Source organism: Pseudomonas morbosilactucae (assembly GCF_023241665.1).
GTDB classification, from domain to species: domain Bacteria; phylum Pseudomonadota; class Gammaproteobacteria; order Pseudomonadales; family Pseudomonadaceae; genus Aquipseudomonas; species Aquipseudomonas morbosilactucae.
Map to the genome: position 1 here is coordinate 1 of NZ_JALQCX010000105.1, position 2,129 is coordinate 2,129.

Genomic DNA, 2,129 nt, shown 5'->3' on the forward strand with positions numbered 1-2,129 from the left:
TGGAACCTTGAGTCCTGAAGGGCCGTCGAAGACTACGACGTTGATAGGTTGGGTGTGTAAGCGCTGTGAGGCGTTGAGCTAACCAATACTAATTGCCCGTGAGGCTTGACCATATAACACCCAAGCAATTTGCTTAAGAAGCGAGTTGCGGTGTGTGAAGATCGAAACGAACCGAAAGTTCGAAACACTCACAAAACACCTGCTATCACATACCCAATTTGCTGAAGCGAGACCACCTGGTCACGACTCAGTACCCGAATTTCTTGACGACCATAGAGCGTTGGAACCACCTGATCCCATCCCGAACTCAGCAGTGAAACGATGCATCGCCGATGGTAGTGTGGGGTTTCCCCATGTGAGAGTAGGTCATCGTCAAGATTAAATTCCGAAACCCCAATTGCGAAAGCAGTTGGGGTTTTGTCTGTACGCGGGAAAAAACTTTTATCCGTTGATCCGTTTCTGGGGGCGTCTCGTAAGGCAGATCTGGAGATGGCTTCTGTTTGAATCTTGTTCCTCGGTTATAAGTCTAGAAATCTCCAGCACACTCCACTTTAAACTCGGCCTCGATAAGTTAGCCAGTACTGCTAGGCCAAATTGATGCTAGCTGTCAGTTCCGTTTTTGGGTGTCTGATTGGGCTCGGCTTGAATAGTCGTCGCGATGGCATCTATTGCGCTCGCCAGAGACTGCCTGAGCGTGTTGGCGGGCGGGTGGCGTATTAGCTTGGTGATCGCGCTGGAAAGCCATCAGTGAGCCCGCTGTGTGGTCCAGGCTATTGCCGATGCGCTGAGACCTGCTTCGCTATGTTGTGGCAAGTAGCTTGCTGTCACTCACCGGTGAAGATCCGGCTGCGGTTTATGGGTGGGCTATGAATGGGCAGTGCAATTAGGGAGGGGCGAGATATACAGTTTGACCCTAGAGGGGGGCTAGAGATGAAGCCAGAAGGTTTTAGGTCTTTTAGGTGCGCAACCGCCGGTTACTAGTTTTATCAGTCTCGTGGCACTTCTCCCGGCGTTTCCGCCCTATCTAGGAGGCGACAATAGACAGTTGACCGACGCCCGGAGTCTCGCAGAGTTTTTCGTTTCAGGTTTGGATGAATGCGATGTCGACCAGCGGCCGGCGCTTTATGTGGGTTCGCTTTATATTCTTGCAGGGACAGTTCGTGATTTTTCGAACATGCATCACTCCCTACGCAGCAAAAAATCATGCTGATTAAAGCGATAAAGCGAACACAAAAAAACCGGCTCAAGGGCCGGTTTCTTTGTGTTCAAGATGCATTGAGCAGCATCTTGAGATATGTAATTGGTGCCCGAGGGAGACTTTAACGCTCCATATAATCCGTGGCTTGCAGACGAATTAAGTAGTTCGGGATACATGTAGGGATACAAAGTCATCGAGACTACACGTTCGGTGGACCACTATAAAGCAAAGGGCGTGCTTACGAATCCCACAAAATTCATCTCAGGTCCTTTTCCCTCTGAAACCTTTTATACCCACAGCGCTAGCAGCGGTGAATGCCTTGAATGATGTCATCGCTTTCATTTTGGCCTGGAACGCTCGCCGTTGACTGTCCTGTTTAAAAATTACGATCTGCCAAGGTGCCAAGGTGTCATCGTCCAACAGATGCTTCCTGACATGCCAAAGGATGTCTCTAGCGTTGGGGGCAGTAGGATCGTTGGTCAAAGTTTTAGTAAGCAACTGGAGGATGTCAGTCGGGAGCCACAGATAGGCTTCGAATGTCAGTTTGTTCAGGGTGCGTTGGTCATCAGGGAAACTCATCCACTCCGCAAGAAGGGACGCAATTGCTTCTGACTTTAGGCGAACCTGTTCTGACTTCTTCCATTCTTCGAGCTTTATCGCGTACTCGTGTCCGATAGACTGCTTAATTCTCTCGGCGAACCAGGTACGCATCAGCCAGAGAATCACTGCTGTGCCTGCGATGCCGCCTGCACTACCAAGTATCGCAGCCCATAGAACATCCAAATTCATGTGTTGCTCCTTCGATCTTAACCAGCGGGAATGCCTTGGCTACCTATTCGGTAGGTGTGGAGGATGATCTTTTACCAGATACACCCCCCGTTGGCGCTAAACACGACTCGCCAGCAGACATTGCATGACCAAGGCGGCGGGG

General features: G+C 50.4%; 1 protein-coding gene and 2 rRNA genes. 2 read left to right on the forward strand and 1 reads right to left on the reverse strand.

Translation table 11 applies throughout. From position 1 onward, the window contains the following. Window positions 1–113 (forward strand): 23S ribosomal RNA (locus tag M1B35_RS31785); the annotation flags it as partial. A 149-nt stretch (window positions 114–262) separates the two neighbouring features. Continuing rightward, window positions 263–378 (forward strand): 5S ribosomal RNA (rrf, locus tag M1B35_RS31790). 1,081 nt (window positions 379–1,459) lie between these two features. Here the strand turns inward: rrf and M1B35_RS31795 are convergent. Continuing rightward, complete coding sequence (locus M1B35_RS31795) at window positions 1,460–1,987, reverse strand: hypothetical protein (protein WP_268264065.1); 528 nt, start codon at window positions 1,985–1,987, stop codon at window positions 1,460–1,462. Between the last annotated feature and the right edge of the window lie 142 nt (window positions 1,988–2,129).